The following is a 21,371-nucleotide window of genomic DNA, read 5'->3' on the forward strand; positions in this document are numbered from 1 at the left end:
GACTAAATTATTTATTGTTCGGCAATCTGTTCAGAAATAATATCTTCTGCTTGTACTAATGCCTGATCTAAAGCATCAGGTTTCTTTCCACCAGCTTGCGCCATGTCTGGACGTCCACCGCCTCCACCGCCAACAGTCTTTGCGATCTGTTTAATCAACTGTCCGGCATGAAAACCTTTCTTTACAACATCTTTAGTTGCTGTTGCAATTAAGTTTGCTTTGTCAGCGTCGGCTTTTCCAAAGACAACAATGCCGCTGCCCATGCGATCTTTCATCATATCTGACAATTCGCGCATTTCATTGACGTCTTCCACTTTGACCTCAGCAATCAATACCTTGACGCCTTGAACCGTATGAATCTTATTTAACAATTCCCCTGCTTCGGAATCCGCCTGCTGATGTTTTAGTGATGTGATTTCACGATCTTTTTCTTTAAGCTGATCTTCCATTTCCTGGAGCCGATCAATCAACTGATCAGGAGCAGCTTTAACCATGGCGGAAGCTTTTGCGTTGACGCCTTCAACTTTTTCTGCCCAACGATAAGTGTTCATCCCCGTCGTCGCTTCAATTCTACGAATGCCTGCGGCAACACCATTTTCACCGATGATTTTAAACATACCCGCTTGGGCTGAATTCTGTAAATGAGTTCCGCCACAAAGTTCGATTGAATAATCGCCAACTTTCACAACGCGAACAATATGGCCATACTTTTCTCCAAACAAAGCCATCGCGCCCATTTCTTTTGCTTTGTCGATTTCTGTCTCAAATGTTTCAACCGGCATAGACTTGAGAATAGCTTGATTGACGATTTCTTCAACCCGCTTAATTTCTTCAGCTTTCATAGGCTGGAAATGGTTAAAGTCGAAGCGAAGCCGTGTCGGCGATACAAAAGACCCAGCTTGTTCAACATGATCACCTAACACCATTTTTAATGCTTTTTGCAGCATATGTGTTGCTGTATGGTTCCTCGCTGTTGCGTAACGTTTTGTTTCATCAACATGTGTATAAATTGTTTGACCGACATGGAAATCACCTTCGACCACTTTCCCATAATGGATATGACGCTTCAGGCTTCCGTACCGGCAATCGTTAACTTCGATTAAGCTGCTGCCATCTTCGCTTTCGATCCGGCCTGTATCCCCAACTTGACCGCCACTTTGTGCATAAAACGGTGTTTGATTTAACAGGACCAGCACGTCATCTCCCTGATGGGCTTCTTGAACCAATTCATCGTTGACAATTAATCCAATGATTTCAGCATCAGCTTTTAATTTTTGATAGCCGACAAAAGTGTCTACAGCATCCGGCCCCAATGGATTGAAGGGATCGTCAGCCCAGACAGCTGTGTCATTTTGTGCTCTAGCTGTTCTCGCTCTTTCTCTTTGCGCATTCATCGCGTCATCAAATTCTTCTTTTGGAATCGTATATCCTTCTTCTTCTACGATTTCTTTCGTAAGATCAAAGGGGAATCCAAATGTATCGTATAATTTAAAAGCTTCTTCTCCAGAGAAAATATGATTATCCGGATCTTCTTCCTTCATAGCCCGCATCATCGCATTGAGCTGATTGAGGCCTTGATCGATCGTCGCATCGAAGCGTTCTTCTTCGATCTTAATTACTTTTTGAATGGTTTCCTGCTTTTCCTTTATTTCTGGATAAGCATCTCCGGAAACGGCAATCACTTCTTTTGCAACGTCGTATAAGAAGGCGCCTTTAATTCCCAATAGACGGCCATGGCGTGCAGCACGTCTTAAAATTCTTCTCAGCACATATCCACGGCCTTCGTTACTTGGCATAATCCCATCGCCAATCATAAAGGTAACTGAGCGGATATGATCTGTAATGACACGGATCGAAACATCCTTTTGATCGTCATCACCGTAATGTTCACCGCAAAGACTACAAATATAATCTAAGATATGGCGGATCGTATCGACTTCGAAAATATTGTCCACACCCTGCATAATGGTTGCCATTCTTTCAAGGCCCATCCCCGTATCAATATTGGGATGATCCAATGGCAGATAATCGCCATTTTCTACGCGATCAAATTGAGTAAAAACAAGGTTCCAAAATTCGACGTAACGATCACAATCGCATCCCGGACCGCAAGTCGGTTTGCCACAGCCATATTTTTCGCCGCGATCGTAAAAAATTTCCGAGCACGGACCACATGGACCCGTGCCGTGTTCCCAGAAGTTGTCTTCTTTCCCAAGACGCTTTATGTGATCTTCTTCAACACCAACAGAACGCCACAATTCATGGGCCTGTTCATCGTCTAAATAAATGGTGACGTATATTTTTTCAGGATCGATTTTTAAATCCTTGGTAATGAATTCCCAAGCCCATGGAATAACTTCTGGTTTGAAATAGTCACCAAAAGAGAAATTGCCCATCATTTCAAAGAAAGTACCGTGACGAGCCGTTTTACCAACGTTATCAATATCCGGTGTACGGATACATTTCTGACACGTTGTTACACGTTTTCTCGGCGGGATTTCATCTCCGGTAAAGAAAGACTTCATCGGCGCCATACCAGAATTGATGAGCAGTAAGCTTTTATCATTATGCGGAACAAGCGAGAAGCTTTTCAATCTCAAATGCCCTTTGCTTTCAAAAAAAGACAGATACCGTTCTCTAATTTCATTTAATCCCAATGCTTCCATGCTGAATATATTTATCCTTTCAAATTGTCTGTATCTATTATTTTTTATCTTTTAGAACATTTTTAATTTTAACTTAACGAAAAAAAAAGTCAAGGCAGTATCAACGATACAAGCCCTGACCCTCATTAAATTTTTGGTTACAATGATACACTACTGCATCCGTTTAATGATATTCTGAATGACTGAAACCGTCTGTTTCATTTCTTTCAGCGTATTTTCTCTTCCCACTGTCAAACGCAGTGCGTTTCGGGCCTGTTCATTGTCCAGTCCAACAGCTTTTAAGACATGAGACGGATTGATAGAGCCTGCCGTACAAGCTGAGCCGCCTGAAGCTTCAATACCAGCTAAATCCAGCGCCGTCATAAGTGCTTCAGAATGAATCCCTTCAAAATAAAAGCTCGCATTTCCCGGAAGACGTTGACTAGGATGGCCGGTCAAATAAATTCCTGGCATTTTCGTGAGATGATCGATTAAATACTGTGTCAACTTCCGCTCATGTTCAATATTTGCAGATAATTGCCGGTCAGCGTACTCACAGGCTTCACCAATACCAACAATCCCTGCTGTATTTTCTGTTCCTGCACGTGCGCCGCGTTCTTGTTCTCCACCGTGAACAAGCGCTTCGAGTTGGATACCTCGACGGCAAAATAATACGCCCGTTCCCTTCGGACCATAAAATTTATGCCCCGACAAGGAAAGCATATCAACGCCCAAATCAGTAACATTAATTGGCATATTGCCAAAGGCCTGAACCGCGTCTGTATGAAACAGGACTTGCTTTTCATGTGCAGCCTCAGCCAATGCCTTAATCGGCTCAATCGTGCCAATCTCATTATTGGCCATCATAATCGAAACTAAGATCGTGTCGTCCCGAATTGCATTTCGAAGCGTTTGAACGGAGACCAGCCCATACTGGTCAACCGGAAGATAAGTGACGTCGTACCCGAATTGTTCTAGGAAATGGCAGGTGTTCAATACAGCTGGATGTTCAATCTCAGAAGTAATAATGTGCCGGCCTTTATCCCGCATAGCAAAAGCTGTACCTTTTATTGCCCAATTATCCGACTCAGATCCACCAGAAGTGAAATAAATGTCTTCTGGATGCGCATTTAAGCTTTTAGCTACCTGTTCCCTTGCCGTTTCGACAGCCGCTCTTGCTGCTCTTCCTTCTGCATAAACAGCCGAAGGATTACCAAACGTATCAGTGAGAAAAGGATTCATCTTTTCAAACACTTCAGGACTCATCGGCGTTGTCGCCGCATGATCTAAATATATTTTTTGACTATTCATTTTCTTTAGTTGTCTTTGGATGAGAAACAATTAAGTCCTGAAGAGAGCGATGATCGACAACATTGCGAATGCTGTTCAACACATCTCCCCAAAGTGCCGCTGTCGGGCAGGCCATTTCCCGGCCGCAATGTACACTGACTTCTGAGCCGCTACACCCGCAAAATTCAATTGGCCCCTCGACCGCATCGATGACCTCTCCGACCGCAATTTCGTTTGGCTGGCGACTCAATTTATAGCCACCGTGTGCACCTCTCAAACTCGTAATCAGCCCTGCTTTTTTTAATGATGAAAAAAGTTGTTCCAAATAGGCGTCTGATATGTTTTGCCGCTCTGCAATCTCCTTGACCGACATTGGACCATCTCCGTAATGCGCAGCCAGTTCACACATGGCAAGGACGCCGTATTGTCCTTTTGTTGATAATTTCATTTTTTGCCTCCAAAAAAGCATCAATTCCAAGTTGTTTGCTCGGAATTGAATCTCATTATATCACATTCGTTTCTAAAATCAAGGCTTCCAATAAAAAAAGCCGCCGGTTCTTCATCGGCGACTTAAGAATTAAACGGGCATATGTTTCACCATCTCAAGCAAATCTTCTCCGTATCGCTTCACTTCTTCCTGATCCATTCCGGAAATCCGTTGTAACTGATCGATTGTTTTGGGCTTAACGGTGATGATATGAATAATACCCTCATCAGATAAAATAGCGTCTTCTTTCTTTGCTTCGGCATTTGCCTGCTGCTTTCGCCACAAAATCAGTGATTCCCGAAGGGCAAGTTCCGAACGGGTGAAATGATCTTCCGGTCTCTGTTTCCTGTCTTCAATGGCTTTTTCCTGTATCTTGCGAATGGCTGCTTTTTGCTCATCGCTTAAATCGTTAGGATCGTACACTCTGGTCTGCTGAATAGCTTGATCAGAAGCAGAGCGCATTTTCCGCACCTGTTCGTTCTCTTCCTGCATTTCTTTTTTCAAATGTGTCAACCGTTGTTCAAGACCGACATTATTTTTCATGGTCGCTAAGACCCGGCTCATCATGCGGTCCATATTTGGTGAGAATACGGCCGCATTGCTTTCCAAATCATTTTTAAGAACCTTTGGCAGATCACTGAGTAAAATAACCTGCACATGTGTGTCGGTTTGCACATCACGAATTTCACAGCGATCATCAACAACGACATATCCGTGATAATATTCCATGGATGTGCCCGGAAAAAAAGATAACATGGTCTTCACATCATCGTCAATTGTAGTGATCGGGTTGTCAAAAAAATTTTTTTCTTCTGGCGAATCAAAATGAATCCACCACCTTGAACCTTCTTGACCAACGATCCATCCTGATGGCAGGCTCAAATATCTGAAAATATAAAAACCACTTGCCCATCTGAGCATGAGGTGGACAACATGTGTGCCACCGTCTGGTGTGGGCACATAAGTATTCGTATAAAGACGTTCCGGCTCTCCCGACACTTCTTTGACCGTTTCAGCGAGAAAACGCTCCTCAAGCGATGGTCCATTGTCCTGATCTGCCATAATCTCTACATCTTCAAACAAATCGTCATCCTGCCTAACTTTTTCATCACTAAAAAGTACATTTTCTTTTTTCGGTGTCTTTGAAGATCTTTTGAAAATAACCACCGCAATGATGATCGCCACTACAATAACAAGGGCAATCAACGCCAAAAAAAAGGGCGACATCTATGTTTACCTCCTTGGAATTAAATACATATTTCGAAGTGTGTCAATCATCTCATCTGAAATGTGTAGATGCTGATGGATATATGCTGATAATCCGCCATAGTGGGAATCAATTGTCGAAATCACGGCTTCAAAATAATTTTCGTGAACAGAACAGAGCAATTCGACTTGCCTGAGTAAATTCAAATCGTTGGTTATCTCGCGTGTTTTTGAGAGAATCCATTGGATTTTAGCGTGGATCCATTGATTGGTCATTAAATAATTTGCTTTTACAGCATGCATTGGAACGCCTAGAATCAAAAGAATCAAAGCCGCCAAAACGCCTGTTCGATCTTTACCGGCGGTACAGTGCCACAACACCGCGCCATCCTCCGCTTCAAGCAAAATTTCGATCCATTTTTGAATCGCCACAGCTGTAAAATCTGACAAAGCGGCCTCAGCATAACGTTTTGATTGGTACGTTAATACATCGTCATCCATATGATGCACCGATTCAAGCATTAATTTCCCAACACTGTTTATCTTTGCGAAGGTTTGGGCCTGTTTAAGTTCTGGAACCAATGGGTCATGCACTAACTTTGCGCCAGACGGTACTTGATCCGGCTGACGCGCGGATTCGCTGTCTCTTCTCAAATCGACAATAGTCATAACCCGATATTGCTCCGACAATATTCTACAATCTTTTTCTGTGAGGCGGTTTAAATGATCGCTTCTAATTAATTTTTTAGAGCGGACTATGCGATGGTCTGACGTCTGTAATCCACCTAAATCACGGGTATTATCCGTTCCGGACAAATGAATGATTTGATCTTTTTCTAACTGTTCTTTCATAAGATTATCACAAATTTATTTAATAATTTATGCAGAGAATAAAAAATCCCGAATGTGCCGTCCCATATTTTTGACGCCTAGCGGATGCTAGGTGGGTGTCTTGTCTTCGCATCCTTTGCCATCCACTCGAAGTGGCTCGGCATCGAGCAAAGAACATCCAGACTCCCTGTAAAAAGATGTAGGTTCAAAAATAGTGTGGTAACGAACACTTCAGGATATCTATATTATAATCTACTTTTATTTTTTTGTGAAGGATAAAATATTGCCGATTCATTGCGTTTTCAATTATTTACGCTTTAAGGCGTGAAAAGCCTGGGCAATATTGTCGACCGGATAAAGGGTCAACGTATCAGCCATTTTTTTGAGCGTTTTTTCATTGCTTTTAGGCAGGATACACCGCGTGAACCCCAATTTTTTCCCTTCGATCAGACGTTTATCAATATCCTGAATATTTCTCACTTCTCCCGTTAAACCAACCTCGCCGATAATTAACATATCTCTTGGGATTTCGAAATCATGGTAGCTGGAATACAATGCACAGCACACGGCCAAATCTGCAGCCGGCTCATCGATGCGTATGCCGCCTACAATATTGATGTACGCGTCCATCTGCTTCATATTGAGGCCCATCCGTTTCTCCATAATCGCAACCAACAATATCATGCGGTTATAATCAAAACCAGTCGCCATACGCCTGGGGTTCGCGTAATCCGACGAAGAGACTAACCCTTGAAGTTCAACCAAAAGCGGCCGCGTTCCTTCCACAATCGGCACAACAACTGAACCGCAGGTATTCTGCGGCCGTGACACAAGCATTGTACCGGAAGGATTTTGGACCGGAAGAAGACCTTGATCTGTCATCTCGAAAATACCAAGCTCATTAGTCGAGCCGAAACGATTTTTCACAGCCCGAAGCATCCGATATGCGTGATATTTCTCGCCTTCAAAATACAAAACCGTATCAACCATGTGCTCCAACACCCGTGGTCCGGCAAGGTTACCTTCTTTTGTTACATGACCGACGAAAAACATCGAAATGCCGTCTTTTTTGGCAATTTGAATTAGTGCATTGGCGTTTTCCCTGATTTGCGTCACTGAACCTGGTGCCGACGTAATTTCAGGATTATACATGGTTTGAATCGAATCGATGATGACCAGATTCGGCTTTTCCTTCACCACGGTCTGGCGGATGTAGGTCATGTTAATTTCAGACAGAAAAAAGGCGGAGTCCGACTGAATGTGCATCCGATCCGCCCGCATCTTGATCTGCTGCTCGGATTCTTCTCCGGAAATGTACAGCACCTTGTAATTTTGACTCGCAACGTTTTCGGTCATCTGAAGAAGCAGCGTCGATTTCCCGATGCCGGGGTCGCCGCCCAGCAGCGCAACTCCGCCGCGGACAATGCCGCCGCCGAGCACGCGGTCGAGCTCTTCGTTTTTCGTTGAAAGACGATTTTCCTGCTTCGATGAAATTTCAGAAAGTCTTCGGGGCTGGTTGTAAACGCCTCTTTCCCGGCCGGTCTGCCGAGCCTTCTCGGAAATCTTCGGCGTCTCGACCACTTCCTCAAAGGTATTCCAGGCGCCACACTGGGAGCATCGGCCCATCCATTTCGGCACAACGTGGCCGCAGTTGCTGCATTTGTACTGGGTCTTTATTTTTGCCATAGGCCTCTCCTTTATTCGTAATAATTCTTTACAATTGACTGCGCACCAAGGGGATAACGGATAAGTTTAAGTGCGGTCATCCTCGCGTAAATTACTTTAGCGACCGTCCGATATCCTTTGGCGTTGAAATGCAGATGGTCGTCTGCCAGTAAACTGGCCGGTACCATACCCGCGCGCATCATGCGCCGGTCTTCCTTTGTCGCCTTGATGCCCGCGATTTTGGTGCCGTTTTTCGACAAAATCTTTCTTAAATTGATGTAATGATCACCGTAAGTCTGCTGCATCTTTTTTTCCAAAGCCGTCCGCTGTTTCGCGGTTCCGGTGTGCAACCCCACGACAATGTACTGATGCTCTGCGCCGATTTGATTGTGAATGATCGCCTTCTGCTGGCGGATCAAATCCGCGGTATTGCTGTAGCCGCCGTTCTGCCCGATGAAAATCACCGGGATCGCCGAGCGGTAATGCGCAGCCGCGTAGGTAACTACCCTTGAATTTTTCGGAAGGGTATCCTGATAGCGGACGTGCGTCGGCGTGAAGGTGTAATGATTCTCATCGTCAATTCGATCGAGCCGCCCGACGACAGAGCCAATCTTCACAGGATTCACACCTGTATCGCCCAGTCTCAGGATTGAAACGGCCTTGCCGCCGTCCGCTGTGATTCTAAAGATCTGCCGTTCACCCTGATTAATGCGAATCGGCGACTGAGTCCGCATCGCGAGGCCGCCTCGACAGGCGATTTCGAGACTCGTTTCGCCGCTGATCCCAAGATTGCGGACAACCGGCACACTTTGCGGATAACCGTTTGCCGTCAGCTGGCGCGCAATAATGCGCCTTAGGGCTTTGGGATAGGTCTCGCCATCGCCAAAGGCCCCTTGCGTCAGGCTGTCGCCCCAGCAATTGATCGCCGGCATTTTGGGCTGTTGGATCTCAACGCCGCCGAGCACGCCAAGCTGCTTAAAATACGGCGCGCTCCACGCGCAATAAGCCACCACTGCCAAAATGATGATGGCAGTGATGGCTAAAATTCGTGTTATTAATTGTTTAATTAAATTCATGTTGCGTAAAAATTCACTAATTATTATTTATTCTTTACAAATATTTTTGCTCGAATTATGGATTGACCGTACTATTTGTATTGTTAGAGTCTGTATTTGGAGCAGGATGTGTTGTTGTACCGTTATTTGTTGTGTCAGTAGTTGGTGGGTTGGTAGTTGGTTTATCAGAAGCTGGTTGTGGTTGTTTAGTTTGATAAGCTTTATATCCGCCAGTACCTTTATTACTACTTCCACTGCTTTGTCCGCTTGAATAATCGCTTGTCCCACTTGAATAGCCGTTGCTTGCACTGCTGCCGACACCGTAACGTCCACTGCTGTACGACGACGAGCTGCTCGACGAAGAATCATTGTAGGACGATGAGCTGCTGGAAGATGAAGACGTGCCGCTCTTCTTTTCTTTTTTCTTAGTATTGATCTTCTTTCCAGATTTATTGGTATAAATTAAGTAACAGACTTCTTTATCCGAATCAAAGTAAATTTTCGCGGTTCCCTTGATTTTATTGAAGGGGAATTTGCTGATTACGTAAGTCGAGTCGTTGTCCAGTGTCACTTTGACGTAATATTTAATCGACGATTCTTCCTTGCCATCTTCCTGAGCGGTATTCACGGCATCTGTCGCGTCGTAGTACATGTAGCGCACCTCGTTATTTTTAAAGGTGTCTCCAGAATCCAATAAGTTATCGCCGTATTCATTATCGATTGAATTTTTGATTTCAACGCTGGTGATCTTCTTTCCTGTTTCGTTCTTCACTTTTGCTTTGTACGCGTTCAAATTATTGGACGCTGTCCCGATCGACTTGATCACACTGTGGCTCTTCGATGTCGCTTGCATCGTTTTGCTGTTTCCACAGGCAGTTAGACACAAGGCGAGTGTTAGAACCAATCCTAATCCCGTTAATAATGTTTTTCCCTTTTTCTTCATTTCTTCTCTATCCTTCTTTAATGATTATATAAATAACGAAAATAATCGTACAATAAACGGCTCAATACATATACAAATCATCGTCGACATCGAAATCGCCGGACCAAATGCCATTTCGTCCTCATGGTGATCATTTTTGCGATGCCACAAGCCATAGATGAATAAACCGATACAAGCTGAAAGGAGCAAATGGAAAAATGCAAAATTTATTGTGAGATACAGCCCTGTCATAAAAAACAGTTTGATATCTCCGCCGCCAAGTGATTCACGGTTTAATACATGATCCACAATCAAAGCGGTTAGCCAAACCAAAGCACCTAGAGCCATGCCACCCATCAATCCCTTTAAAAAAGACAAACGAAGCAGCCAAGTTGTTAAAATCCACCAGAGTATCCCCGCTGCAATTAAAGCATCTGGAATGATTTTCTCACTTAAGTCAATCGTCGATATTGCCAGCAAAATCAGCAAGAGCCCTGCTAATCGAACAGACCATAGATGCCACCCCCATCTATAGGCGAAATAAGCGAAAAACAGTGCCGTAAAGATTTCGTTAATCAAACACGCCTTTCCAATCGGGGCGCCGCAGGCTCGACATCTTCCTTTGAGACGGATGAACGACACAACTGGAATCAAGTCCCGTTTGCCTATCACCTGACCACACGTATCGCAATGACTTCGGCCGAACAAAATGGATTGGCCGCGTATAGATCGATCGCACCAACAGGTAATAAAGCTCCCTAAAATCGAACCGATGATCCATGAAAAAATAATCTGAATCATGATTTCACCTGCACCTATTCTTTTCTGCATATATTATACATGATTTGACAGAAAATAAAAGTCCTGCACAAAATAATAAAAAAATAAAAGCGAGACTTGCGCCTCGCTCTTAGAAAAATTTATTCGTAATAGATTTCGTCAATCGGTTTTCCTGCTGGAACCATCGGATACACGCCTTCGTCGTGATCAATGTGACAGTTGACCAGAACCGGTTCATTTAAATCTTTGATTTCTTCCAAAGTTTGATCCAAGGATTCTAAATCGGTGACGTCATAATTTTTGATGTTAAATGCGTCAGCCAGCTTCAAGTAATCCACAGCATGATCCGTTAAATCTGTTTGAGCGTAACGGCGGTCATTGAACAGTTTTTGCCACTGGCGCACCATTCCAAGGGTTTCGTTATTGAACAGGAAAATTTTGATAGGCAGATTATAGCGGCGAATCGTCGTCAATTCTGTAAAGTTCATTCTAAATGAACCGTCACCTGCAACCAAAAGCACCTGTTTATCCGGATGCGCAAACTGACAGCCAATTGCAGCACCCATACCAAAGCCCATCGTTCCCAAGCCGCCGGACGTGATGTATTGATTCGGAAATTTAAATTTCCAATGCTGACCGACCCACATCTGATGTTGACCAACTTCTGTCACCACGTATGCATCTTCAAAAGCCTTATTAATATGATGAATGATGGTTTTCGGATGATAAGCCGTTTCTGGTTTTTCTTCAAGCGGCCACTCTTCAATCTGCTTATACCATTCCGGATATGACTTTTCGTCCACCAAATTGTAAAGCTTCGGCAATGCATCGGCAACATCTGCACAGATATGCACATTTGCTTCAACGTTCTTTTCAAATTCAGTCGCGTCAACATCGATCTGAATGATCTTTTTATCACGCATAAACTCATTAATGTTCCCAGTGACGCGATCTGAAAATCTTGCACCAATGGCAATGAGGGTATCGCAATTAATGACCGCCAGGTTACATTCCTGAGAGCCGTGCATCCCAACAAGCCCCAGTGACAATGGGTTGTCTCGCGGAATACTCCCCAAACCCATCAACGAATTGGCGACAGGAATACCGGTTTTTTCTGCAAATTGCACCAGCATGTCGGAGGCACCTGCTTTGATGACGCCACCGCCGGCGTAAATCACCGGACGTTTCGCTCTATTAATGTATTTTGCAGCCCGGTTCAGAGCGTCACGCTGAGGAGTTGGCCGATTCATATCGAGGGAATACGGTGTTTGCGGCGTATATACCGTTTCAGCTAAAAAGATATCCTTCGGAATATCAATGACAACCGGACCTGGCCGGCCGCTCTGTGCAATTCTAAAAGCTTCACGAATCGTCGGCGCCAACATCGTAATATCCTTAATAATAAAATTGTGCTTCGTGATCGGAAGGGTAATGCTCGTAATATCCACTTCCTGGAAAGAGTCCCTCCCCAAAAGCTGCTGGGTCACCTGTCCGGTAAAGACGACAAGCGGCGTTGAGTCCATATGCGCATCGGCAATAGCTGTAACCGCATTCGTCGCCCCAGGGCCTGAAGTCGTAATACCGACGCCAACTTTCCCGCTGGCCCGTGCGTAACCTTCTGCCGCGTGTATTCCGTTTTGTTCATGGCAAGGTTCGACCTGATGGATATTGTGTTCCATACGGTAAAATGCGTCAAACAGTGGAATGACCGCGCCGCCTGGATAAGAGAACACATATTCTACATCCTGTTCCTGCAGACATTTTACAACAATTTCCGAGCCCTTTAATCTCTGACTATTCTGATCCATATTGCTCCCTATGTCTCCCTCTTTATTTTAAGACCGCGCCTTCATTGGCCGAAGAAACCAACTTAGCGTATCTTGCCAAATAGCCAGTGGTAATATCTGGTGTTTTCGGCGTCCAGTTGGCCTTACGTCTTGCCATCTCATCTTCTGAGACGAGCAAATCAACGGTTCTGTTCGGAATATCGATCCGGATACGGTCGCCGTCTTCGACAAAGGCAATGGGTCCGCCAGCCGCTGCTTCCGGCGACACATGCCCGATGCAGGCGCCACGTGTCGCGCCCGAGAAACGACCGTCAGTAATCAAAGCAACTGAATCGCCTAATCCCATACCCATAATGGCTGATGTCGGGTTGAGCATTTCGCGCATGCCTGGGCCCCCTTTCGGACCTTCGTAGCGAATGACGACGACATCGCCTTTGACAATTTTTCCGCCATCGATCGCCGCCTGCGCTTCTTCTTCTGAATCGAATACCTTCGCTGGACCTTCGTGAACCATCATTTCCGGAAGGACCGCGGACTGTTTGATGACGCCGGTTTCAGGAGCCAATGACCCTTTCAACATGGTCAATCCGCCTCTATCCATGAACGGATGGTCGATTGGACGAATGATTTCAGGATTTAAATTCTGAACACCCTTAAGATTTTCTGCCATGGTTTTTCCGGTTACCGTCATGCAGTCTAAATTGAGGAGACCTTTTTTATTAAGCTCTGTCATCACGGCATAAACCCCGCCAGCTGCATTCAAGTCTTCAATATGCGTGTCCCCAGCCGGTGCTAAGTGGCAGAGATTCGGGGTGCGGTCAGAAACTTCATTGACAATATCTGGATTGATCGTAACGCCTGCTTCATGTGCAATCGCCGGCAAATGGAGCATAGTATTCGTGCTGCATCCCAGGGCCATATCGACAGTCAGTGCATTGTAAAACGCAGCTTCTGTCATGATATCGAGAGGGCGAATATCTTTTTCGATCATTTCCATCACTTGCATGCCGGCATGTTTCGCCAAGCGCAGTCTCTGTGAATAAACAGCAGGAATAGTGCCGTTTCCTCTAAGGCCCATACCAATCGCTTCCGTTAAACAGTTCATACTGTTTGCCGTGTACATCCCCGAACAGGAACCGCAGGTTTCACAGGTGTGCTGAACAAAATCGTCAAATTGTGCGTCGTTGATTTTCCCTGCCTGATAAGCGCCCTGCGCTTCAAACATCGCTGAGAGACTGACTTTTCGTCCACCTACATGACCCGCCAGCATCGCACCGCCAGAGACGAATACCGTTGGCAGATTCAAACGTGCAGCCGCCATCAAAAGCCCCGGAACATTTTTATCACAGTTCGGGATCATGACTAATGCGTCAAAATGATGGGCAATGGCCATCGCTTCTGTAGAGTCTGCAATCAGTTCACGGGTAACAAGCGAATATTTCATTCCCTGATGACCCATAGCAATCCCATCACAAACCGCAATTGCCGGAAATTCGACCGGGGTGCCGCCTGCGAGACGGACACCTGCTTTGACAGCTTCTGTGATTTTATCCAGGTTCATATGCCCCGGCACGATTTCATTATGTGAATTGACGACACCAACAAGGGGGCGTTCCAATTCTTCTTTTGTATAGCCCAGCGCGTTAAATAATGAGTACGCTGCTGCTGTTCGTTTGACTCTTTTCATGTTCAACCTCTTATTTTGTCACAAATTTTCGATGATGTGCTGTGCCATTTCCTGGCAGCCAATTACATCATCATCCGATGTCGCAATATCTCCAGTACGCCAGCCCTTTTTCAAGGTCGCTTCCACTGCGTCTTCAATATTTTTTGCTTCTTCTTCAAGCCCCAGAGTATATCTGAGCATCATCGCAACAGAGAGTACAGTCGCAATCGGATTGGCCTTATCCTGCCCAGCAATATCCGGCGCAGAGCCGTGAATCGGTTCGTACATCCCGAAATTGTTTTGACCGAGACTGGCAGATGGCAACATCCCGATCGATCCTGTAATTGTCGATGACTCGTCGGAGAGAATATCGCCAAAAAGATTTCCTGTTAGAATGACATCGAATTGATGCGGATTAATGACCAACTGCATAGCTGCATTATCAACGTAAAGATAATCCACTTCAACTTCTGGATATTTTTCTGCCACTTCACTGACAATTTTACGCCACAGACGAGATGTTTCAAGTACGTTCGCTTTATCGACGCAGGTCAGTTTTTTGCCGCGGCGCATTGCTGCGTCAAAACCGACTTTAGCAATGCGTTCCACTTCCATACGGGAATAGTTCATTAAGTCTGAAGCGTATTCGTCGCCTTCGCGGTGTTTTTCACCAAAATAGACATCCCCGGTCAGCTCACGGACGACTAAAACGTCGAGACCATCGCCAATCAATTCTGGTTTAAGCGGTGACGCGTCGCGGAGCTCATCGAAAAGAATGGCCGGGCGCAGGTTAGCGTAAAGTCCCAGTGCCTTGCGAATACCTAAAAGTCCCGCTTCTGGGCGCTGATCCCCCGGCAGATTGTCCCATTTCGGTCCGCCCATAGCACCTAATAAAACAGCATCTGAATCCTTGCAGACGTCAACCGTTTCCTGCGGAAGCGGCGAACCGGTTTTATCGATGGCAATGCCGCCGGCTAACACTTCATGATAATTGAATTTATGACCGTATTTTTCACCGATTTTGTCCAATACTTTCATGCTCGCGCCGACAATTTCCGGACCGATGCCATCTCCTTTAATAACCGCGATTTTATATTCCATTGAGATTCTCCCTTATTATCCTTATTTCAGCATATTTTTATTTACGTAATTAACTAAGCCGCCGGCCTGGATCAGTTCCTGCATAAACGGCGGAAATGCCTGTCCCTGAAAACTTTGATTCTTGGTAATATCTGTAATTTTCCCTGAATCAAAATCCACTTCGACTTCATCTCCAGCCTCAATGACCTCGACCGCTTCCGGGCATTCCAAAATCGGCAGCCCGATATTGATCGAATTTCTATAAAAAATTCGGGCAAAGCTATTGGCAATGACACAAGAAACGCCAGAGGCTTTGATTGAAATCGGTGCGTGTTCGCGGGACGAGCCGCAACCAAAGTTATCATCAGCGACGATGATATCACCCTTATGGACATTATTGACAAAATCCTTGTCAATGTCTTCCATACAGTGTTGAGCCAATTCCAACGGATCGCTGGTGTTCAGATAGCGAGCTGGAATGATAACGTCGGTATCAACGTTATCTCCGTAGCGAAATACTTTTCCTTTTGCATTCATGTCGATTATCCTCTTTCTGTTTCTCTTATAATTCGTCTGGTGTGCCGATGTAGCCTAAAATTGCCGATGCTGCTGCTGTTTCCGGGCTAGCCAGGTAAACCTCTGAATCCACATGGCCCATGCGTCCGACAAAGTTGCGATTCGTCGTCGATACGCAGCGTTCACCTGCAGCCAAAATCCCCATATAGCCGCCGAGGCACGGTCCGCAGGTCGGCGTGCTGATGGCGCATCCTGCTTCGACAAAATCTTTAAAGAATCCGGCTTCCATACATTGTTCCCAAATTTTCTGTGTAGCCGGAATAATAATGACACGGACGTCATCAGAAATTTTGCGGCCCTTTAAAATTTTATCAGCCTTTTCAAAATCCGAGAAACGGCCATTGGTGCACGAACCGATCACGACTTGATCAATCTTAACCGGTTCTTTGATTTCATCAACTGTTTTTGTATTTTCAGGCAAGTGCGGGAAGGCCACAGTCGGTTTGAGTTCAGACAAATCGATATCGTAGACCGCATCGTATTCAGCGTCATCGTCCGCTTCGTAAACGGTGTAGGGTTTTTCAGAATGTTCTTTTATATAAGCGAGGGTCTGTTCATCGACCGGAAAGATCCCATTTTTTCCGCCGGCTTCGATGGCCATGTTTGCTATGGTGAAACGATCGTCCATGGTCAAATTGGCGACACCTGGTCCGACAAATTCCATTGATTTATATAGGGCACCGTCAACGCCGATCATACCGATGATATGAAGAATCAAGTCCTTTCCTGATACGTAAGGTTTCATTTTCCCGGTTAAGTTAAATTTCAGTGCAGATGGCACCTTGAACCACGCTTTGCCAGTTGCCATACCGACTGCCATATCGGTTGAACCGACGCCTGTGGAAAAAGCACTTAATGCTCCGTAGGTACACGTGTGGGAATCCGCTCCAATAACCAGATCACCCGCTGTAACCAGTCCCTTTTCCGGAAGGAGTGCGTGTTCAACGCCCATGCGGCCTACTTCAAAATAATTTGAGATTTTCTGTGTACCAGCAAATTCGCGGACCGTTTTGCATTGTTCAGCTGCCTTAATGTCCTTATTCGGTGCAAAATGGTCCGGTACCAGCGCAACCTTATTTTCATCGAAAACTTTGTTTGTGTTTAAATTTTTAAAAACATTAATTGCCACCGGCGAAGTGATGTCGTTACCCAACACCAAATCGAGGTCAGCCATAATCAAATCCCCAGCTTTGACAGAATCGACACCGGCGTGAGCGGCCAGTATTTTTTGAGTCATTGTCATTCCCATAATGTTTCTCCTTTATTTATATACTCATTTGATATTGAATGCGCTTCATTCTATTTTAATGAAATTATTTTTTATTGTAAAGCATGGTTATAGATAATAATCTTTAATTTTCTGTTCCATATCCTTTAACAGCTTGTATTCGATGGAATCGGTCAAAGCAACGAGACTTGCCTCAATCACGTCCGTCGATACCCCAACGTTGGTCCAAATATCACGTCCGTCGCTGCTTTCAATGAGCACGCGGACCTTTGAAGCTGTCGCGCCTTGATCGATCACGCGGACCTTGAAATCTGTCAATCTAAGTGTCTTAATACTCGGATAAAAACTTTCAAGTGCCGCTCGAAGGGCCTTGTCCAATGCATTGACCGGTCCGTCACCTTCAGCTGCATTTATAGCTTCTTTACCGTCCACTGAAACTTTCACAATCGCAGAGGCAGACAGTGCGCGGCCAGCGACCGGTTTTTCGCCAATGGTCTTGAAATCCTCAATTTTGAAAAACGGCTTAAATCGCCCCAATTCTTTTCGAATTAAAAGTTTAACTGAGCTTTCCGCGCCCTCAAATTGGTACCCTTCGTATTCCAGCTCCTTAATTCGATCCATGACTTTCGTGGCTTCTTCCGAATGCTTCTCAATCGTCGGATCGATATCGTGAATGAGTTGAATGATGGTGCCGCGCCCGGCAACTTCAGACATCAAGATCCGCCGCTGATTGCCAACACGTTCAGGATCGATATGTTCAAAGGAATGGGGCTCCTTTAGAACGGCATCGATGTGCATGCCACCCTTGTGAGCAAAAGCGCTTTTCCCGATATAAGGTTCTCTGCCCGTCAGTGCATAATTGGATATCTCCGCAATTTTAATGGCGGAGGATGTCATTTTTTTCAGTGCTGACTCAGAAAGACAAGCATATCCCATTTTAACTTGAAGATCGGCGATGATCGTAGCCAAATTCGCATTGCCACATCGTTCTCCATAACCGAGAAATGTCCCCTGAACCTGGTTCGCACCTCCCTCAACGCCGGTCAGTGAAGCTGCAACCCCGAGACCGCTGTCGTTGTGAGCGTGAATGGCCACATTAATTGCAACCGTCTGGCACACTTTTGCTACAATATCTTTCACCTCTGACGGCAAAGTGCCCCCGTTTGTATCGCAAAGACACACACAAACGGCGCCGCCCTTTTCAGCCGCTTTTAACGTTTCAAGGGCATACGCAGCATCGAGCTTGTACCCATCGAAAAAATGTTCTGCATCGAAGATCACTTCTTTGCCGTTTTCTGATAAAAACCGGCAGGAATCTTCAATCATGGCCAGATTTTCTTCCCGAGTCGTATTGAGTATCGTCTCAACGTGAAAGGCTGAAGCCTTTCCGAAAATTGCTGCGTATTGGGTACAAGTCTGCAGAATAGCCTGAAGGTTGGCGTCGTCCTCTGCATTTTTCCCGGGATGTCGAGTTGAACCAAAGGCACAAAGCGCTGCATGTGTCAGCTTTGTTTCCTTAAGGGCTTCAAAAAATGCAATATCCTTTGGGTTCGATCCTGGATTACCAGCCTCGATAATATCGATGCCCAGCTCATCCAATATTTTGACAATATCCAGTTTATCTTTGACAGAAAACGAAATGCCTTCGGCTTGTGCGCCGTCCCTCAATGTCGAATCGAATGTCACGATTTTCTTATTGGCTTCTGTCTTCATTCTTCCTCCTAATAAAAAACGCCTCTTTGAATTGTTAAATTCAAAGAGACGGAAAGTACATTATCCGCGGTACCACTCTTTTTGATATGGGAACACCACATATCCACTTCAAGTCTGAAAAGCTCCAAACTCTAATCCACTAACGCTGGATGGGAATCTCGGCGTTTTCTACTCGGCTGTCCGCCATTCGAATCCGCTACTCGCGAGTGATTATTACGCACGGCTTTTCTGCTGTCCTCTCACCGTTCGACAGTTCGCTGAAGAAATCGACCGTGTTTTTCTCTCGTTCATCGTATTTATATATTGTATACAAGTATAACATTGTCGTTTGAATTGTCAAGCGCTTATTTTCTGTTTTTCTCAAAACCGCGTTTGAGCACCGCTTCACACTCATTTTCACAAATACCGCCGTAAATCTCCGTACGCTTCGGCAGCATCGGATGCTGTTTCAGCTGTGCCGTTGATTCAACTGCGCCGTATCTCGGTTCTGAAGCGCCATAAACAATTTTTTTGATATGACTCTGAATGACAGCCCCCATACACATTGGACAAGGTTCAGCTGTTACATAAAGCGCGCAGTCGTCTAAACGCCATCTGGATAGCTTTTTCGCTGCTTCATGAATGACCAGCATTTCCGCATGCGCCGTTGGATCCTGCATGCCTTCCTTCCTATTATGATTGGACGCGATGACCTCGCCATCTTTGACAATTACTGCGCCAATCGGCACTTCTCCTTCATCTTCTGCCCTGTACGCTTCTTCCAGTGCAAGCCTCATATAATCTTCCATCTTTTTAGGCCGCGCCTCGAAAAACACAAGATGATCCCCATCCGTTTCATCAATAACAATTGCTTCGTTCTGATTGATTTCAGGGACTTGAATTTTCGGTATTTCCTGATCCATCGACATCAGAACCATGCCGCTTTTTTCCGGAATGGTCACCATACCTGAAAGCTGACATTCTTTTTGATGATACAAATCGTAGTAAAGGCCATTGAAACGATCATCGCGAATTTGAACAGGAGACGCTTCGCAGTTAAAAACCGCTATCACCGTCTGCTCCTCACTCCTACGGATGAACCCCATTTGACAAGACCGAACAAACATCTGCTCATAACTGCCCTTTTTTAATGCATCGACACTTTTGTGAACGGCAACCATCTGTCTGATTTTTTCAGTCAAAGGATTCGTTATATCAAAGGGAATATCCGCTACAGCTGGACGAAGGGGTGCATCTGTCCCGTTACCCTTCCGCGCTTTAATACCTAACTCACTGCCGTAATAAATCGTCGGAATCCCCGGCATTGTGAAGAGCATCAAATAGAGTGGTTCCAAATCCCTTTCATCATTCAAGGTCGATGCAACCCGATCAACATCGTGGTTGTCAACGAAATTATAGGTGAGAAAATGCTGATATAAGCCGCCTTGGGCGAACAAACGATTGAGCGAATACGCGATTTCAAAATAATTTTTGTCATTTAAGCTGGAATACAGCCCTTTATAATCTTCGTAATTGGTAACAGAATTCAGGCCACCTCTTTCGACCATCAGTGAATAATCGCCAGACACGGATTCGCCGACCATAAAGAAATCTGTTTTTTTAGCTCTGGCCATATCTCCCAGTTCTCTCACGAATCCCATATCCATCACGTTGGCCGCATCCATTCGGACGCCATCAATATCGTAGTCGTCGATCCAAGACGCTAATGTCTGCTTTAAATAATTTTTTACGTCGGGATGATATAAATTTAATTTAACGAGATTGTCACAGCCTGCCCAATTGCGATAAGAAAAGCCGTCATTGTAACTATTGTTTTCCCAAAAATTGACGCTGTCAAACCAATCCTTATATATCGATTGTTCACGATTTTGTTTCAAATCCTCAAAAGCAAAAAACGAACGCCCCACATGATTGAACACACAGTCTAAAATCACAGAAATTCCTTGATCGTGGCAGATTTGAACCAAATGGGTCAGATCTTCGTTGGTGCCAAGACGCGGATCCACTTTTGAGTAATCCGTTGTGTCGTATCCATGAGAAATCGACGAAAACAACGGCCCAAGCAAAATTGTGTTTGCTCCTAATTCTTTCAAATAAGGCAATTGTGCTTCGATTTTGTTTAAACGATGGTGAATACCGTCACATTCTACCTGCGTCGCTTCTGCCCCGCAGTAACCCATTGTAAAAATATGGTAAATGACCATTTCATCGTGTTTCATCATCTGAAAGCACCTCCTTTTGCGTAGATTATATTGAAAAGGGCCTAAAAATGCAAATTTTTCAATAATCATAACCACCGGCTCAGCCGGTGGTTTCAGACTGTAGACAAACGAGGCTCTGAGAAAATACTCAGGAGCCTCGTTTGATTTAATATCAAGCTGCAATTTGTAGATTTATAAATTGAAATCGAAATATAGGACGATTCGGTCCTGAGTGGTTC

16 protein-coding genes and 1 other RNA gene are annotated in these 21,371 nt (G+C 45.0%); all 17 read right to left on the bottom strand.

Going from position 1 to position 21,371, the window contains the following annotated elements; all coding sequences use genetic code 11:
- Positions 1–11: 11 nt before the first annotated feature.
- Positions 12–2,666 carry an alanine--tRNA ligase gene (alaS, locus tag FYJ52_RS07935; protein ID WP_154576688.1) on the bottom strand — a complete coding sequence of 885 codons (2,655 nt, stop codon included), beginning with the start codon at positions 2,664–2,666 and terminating at the stop codon, positions 12–14.
- Positions 2,667–2,816: 150 nt separating this feature from the next.
- Entirely contained in the window at positions 2,817–3,956 is a 1,140-nt protein-coding gene (locus FYJ52_RS07940) for a cysteine desulfurase family protein (protein WP_154576689.1), read from the bottom strand.
- Positions 3,949–4,383 (bottom strand): RrF2 family transcriptional regulator, encoded by a 435-nt coding sequence (locus tag FYJ52_RS07945; RefSeq protein ID WP_154576690.1) that lies wholly within the window; start codon positions 4,381–4,383, stop codon positions 3,949–3,951. The genes FYJ52_RS07940 and FYJ52_RS07945 overlap by 8 nt, the downstream gene beginning before the upstream one ends.
- 129 nt (positions 4,384–4,512) lie before the next feature.
- On the bottom strand, positions 4,513–5,649 hold the full coding sequence (locus tag FYJ52_RS07950; protein ID WP_154576691.1) for an HRDC domain-containing protein: 1,137 nt from the start codon (positions 5,647–5,649) through the stop codon (positions 4,513–4,515).
- 6 nt (positions 5,650–5,655) lie between these two features.
- Positions 5,656–6,480 carry a tyrosine-protein phosphatase gene (locus FYJ52_RS07955; RefSeq protein ID WP_154576692.1) on the bottom strand — a complete coding sequence of 275 codons (825 nt, stop codon included), beginning with the start codon at positions 6,478–6,480 and terminating at the stop codon, positions 5,656–5,658.
- Positions 6,481–6,521: 41 nt separating this feature from the next.
- Positions 6,522–6,700: non-coding RNA, 6S RNA (gene ssrS / locus FYJ52_RS07960), on the bottom strand.
- Between the two features lie 65 nt (positions 6,701–6,765).
- Positions 6,766–8,145, bottom strand: coding sequence for a DNA repair protein RadA (radA, locus tag FYJ52_RS07965; RefSeq protein ID WP_154576693.1), 1,380 nt, complete (start codon positions 8,143–8,145; stop codon positions 6,766–6,768).
- 11 nt (positions 8,146–8,156) lie between these two features.
- Positions 8,157–9,200, bottom strand: a complete 1,044-nt coding sequence (locus FYJ52_RS07970; protein WP_154576694.1) for an SGNH/GDSL hydrolase family protein — start codon at positions 9,198–9,200, stop codon at positions 8,157–8,159.
- 55 nt (positions 9,201–9,255) lie between these two features.
- The gene (locus tag FYJ52_RS07975) at positions 9,256–10,032 is read right to left on the bottom strand and encodes a hypothetical protein (RefSeq protein ID WP_154576695.1); all 777 of its coding nucleotides are present in this window, start codon (positions 10,030–10,032) and stop codon (positions 9,256–9,258) included.
- A gap of 114 nt (positions 10,033–10,146) precedes the next feature.
- Entirely contained in the window at positions 10,147–10,902 is a 756-nt protein-coding gene (locus FYJ52_RS07980) for a prepilin peptidase (RefSeq protein WP_205960811.1), read from the bottom strand.
- A 119-nt stretch (positions 10,903–11,021) separates the two neighbouring features.
- A complete protein-coding gene (ilvB, locus tag FYJ52_RS07985) occupies positions 11,022–12,689 on the bottom strand; it encodes a biosynthetic-type acetolactate synthase large subunit (protein WP_154576697.1) in 1,668 nt (555 codons plus the stop codon).
- A 22-nt stretch (positions 12,690–12,711) separates the two neighbouring features.
- Positions 12,712–14,355, bottom strand: a complete 1,644-nt coding sequence (gene ilvD / locus FYJ52_RS07990; RefSeq protein ID WP_154576698.1) for a dihydroxy-acid dehydratase — start codon at positions 14,353–14,355, stop codon at positions 12,712–12,714.
- Between the two features lie 18 nt (positions 14,356–14,373).
- A complete protein-coding gene (leuB, locus tag FYJ52_RS07995; RefSeq protein WP_154576699.1) occupies positions 14,374–15,435 on the bottom strand; it encodes a 3-isopropylmalate dehydrogenase in 1,062 nt (353 codons plus the stop codon).
- Positions 15,436–15,456: 21 nt separating this feature from the next.
- Positions 15,457–15,951 (bottom strand): 3-isopropylmalate dehydratase small subunit, encoded by a 495-nt coding sequence (gene leuD / locus FYJ52_RS08000; RefSeq protein WP_154576700.1) that lies wholly within the window; start codon positions 15,949–15,951, stop codon positions 15,457–15,459.
- Between the two features lie 25 nt (positions 15,952–15,976).
- Complete coding sequence (gene leuC / locus FYJ52_RS08005) at positions 15,977–17,239, bottom strand: 3-isopropylmalate dehydratase large subunit (protein WP_154576701.1); 1,263 nt, start codon at positions 17,237–17,239, stop codon at positions 15,977–15,979.
- An 87-nt stretch (positions 17,240–17,326) separates the two neighbouring features.
- Positions 17,327–18,931: a citramalate synthase gene (gene cimA, locus FYJ52_RS08010; protein WP_154576702.1), complete on the bottom strand. Its 1,605-nt coding sequence runs from the start codon at positions 18,929–18,931 to the stop codon at positions 17,327–17,329.
- A gap of 344 nt (positions 18,932–19,275) precedes the next feature.
- On the bottom strand, positions 19,276–21,153 hold the full coding sequence (locus tag FYJ52_RS08015) for an alpha-amylase family glycosyl hydrolase (protein WP_205960812.1): 1,878 nt from the start codon (positions 21,151–21,153) through the stop codon (positions 19,276–19,278).
- Positions 21,154–21,371 lie beyond the last annotated feature (218 nt).

The sequence above is a fragment of the Pseudoramibacter porci genome, assembly GCF_009696145.1.
GTDB lineage: Bacteria > Bacillota > Clostridia > Eubacteriales > Eubacteriaceae > Pseudoramibacter > Pseudoramibacter porci.